This window comes from Henriciella sp. (assembly GCF_049649345.1).
Taxonomy (GTDB): Bacteria; Pseudomonadota; Alphaproteobacteria; order Caulobacterales; family Hyphomonadaceae; genus Henriciella.
The window spans coordinates 1-1,779 of sequence record NZ_JBARZC010000133.1 but is presented as its reverse complement, the minus strand read 5'-3'; the positions used below and the strand labels follow the sequence as shown (position 1 = coordinate 1,779).

The window sequence follows — 1,779 nt, the reverse complement described above, 5'->3', positions numbered from 1 at the left end:
CAGGAGGGCCTCTTGTATGCTTCCGAGCGACTTACGCGTGCCGTCCGCCCCTTCTGCTCGTAACAAACTCTCTAAAAATAGCGTGGATCACACGGACTGGAGCGCTTATGCGACGGCCTACGACCTTCTGTCGCTTCACAATCCAGCCTATCGTGAGCTGCTGGGCGACTTCAGGTCTTTTATCGGCAAAATCGACCAACCAGAAGTCATTTACGACATCGGGGGTGGCACGGGCAACTACACTGAGATCGCCGCCGAACTTTGCCCCGGCAGCAAGATACGACTGATAGAGCCCGATCCGCGAATGATCGCGATCGCGAAATCGAAGCTATCCTCTTACAACGACATCACTTTCGACACACGGTCGATGGAAGAAACAGATGCGCTGGAGAAGGCCGACCTCGTCATCTGTGTTCACGCACTTTATGCGATGACCTCCCCAGAGAAGCGGTTGCGCCAGCTTGCCGGGCTGCTGCGTCCCGGGGGCATGCTGTTTCTCATCGATCTGGGTCGAGAACTGGATCTGGCCCATTGGCGTCGGTACCTGTTGCGGCACCTGTTCGCGACACATGGCCTCTTGGGCGCGGCGCGCATCACGTGGCAGGGTCGCGAAATCGCAAGGCAAAACAGGCAAATACGGAATGCTCAGAAGGCCGGCGACTACTGGACCTACGAAGAAGGAGAACTTGCTGGAAAAGTTGCCGAGGCAGGTTTCGAGGTCCTACGATCGCGCCCGGCCTATCTCGGCTACAGCGACCTCGTTGTCGCTAGAAGACGCCTTTAATAACACAAGAAACGAGGGAAAGTTATGAACGTACGTGTGCTCGAAGCCCTGCGGCGTACGCAGTATTCAGTTGTCAACGACGATGCCGGATTGGAGGAGGTTTGCCGCCTGCGCTACCAATGCTACAGAGCCGAGGGGGCTATTGGCGACAGTTCGAGCCAGTTGATGTCGGATCCCTTCGACGAAACTGAGAACTGCGTTCACGTCGCCGTCAAAATGGATGGTACAATCCTCGCCTCGGTAAGATTGCATCTCGCGACGCCGCTCGCTCCCATTTCGCCCACGCTGGACGTTTTTCCAGAGGTGCGCGGCTCGCTCGACGAGGGCAAGACCGTACTCGATCCGACCCGCTTCGTCGTCGATCCGAGCGCGCGTCGGGATCATGTGCCTTTGCATTTCCTGACACTTCGCGTCGCCGTTCTCGCAACGATGTTCTACGATGTCGATCTGGCGGTTGCTCCAGTCAGGGCAGAGCACGTCGCCTTCTACAATCGCTACCTCGGCTACAGGACTGCAAGTGAGCCACGTGAGTATCCTGGTTTGCGCAAGCCTGTGAGACTGCTCATGTCGGAAGGGCGCACGCAGCGGCAGGCTGTTCTCGAGCGAACGCCAGTCTTCGGCCCGGTCGATGAAGTGCCGGGAGCAGACATCGACTTTCCGCCGCTCCTCGACATCCGACCGCGGCCGGATCAAGAAAGCGTAGGTGCGGCCTGAGCAGGCGAGGAGGGTGCAAGCGATCCGCTAGGGAGGAAGGGCCTGATGAAGGGCAGGATTTGACCATATTTTGGCAGCACGAACCTGCTAGTGTCCGCAAGCTGGTGGTGCCAGCAGGGGTTTCGGGGATGGGAATGGTGAACGTAAGATCGATTTGGGCAGCCAAGGATGGCTGGTTCAGTTCGGTCGGGCGTGAGCGCCAGATCTTGGAATACCTCCAGCTGACCAGTCAGCTGATGCTACAGAGGCACGCCAGCTTTCTGGCTGCTACGATCCTGACC

At 58.2% G+C, this 1,779-nt stretch carries 2 protein-coding genes; both read left to right on the top strand.

Annotation, left to right across the window (positions count from 1 at the left end; all coding sequences use genetic code 11):
• On the top strand, positions 1-784 hold a 784-nt coding region (locus WA989_RS03275; RefSeq protein WP_424339093.1), incomplete at its 5' end, for a class I SAM-dependent methyltransferase.
• A gap of 24 nt (positions 785-808) precedes the next feature.
• The gene (locus tag WA989_RS03270; protein WP_424339092.1) at positions 809-1,498 is read left to right on the top strand and encodes an N-acyl amino acid synthase FeeM domain-containing protein; all 690 of its coding nucleotides are present in this window, start codon (positions 809-811) and stop codon (positions 1,496-1,498) included.
• Positions 1,499-1,779: the final 281 nt, after the last annotated feature.

What these genes read in the sequence shown, in the direction of transcription:
- WA989_RS03270 (WP_424339092.1), top strand. Translation starts at nt 809, where the DNA reads ATGAACGTACGTGTGCTCGAAGCCCTGCGGCGTACGCAGTATTCAGTT.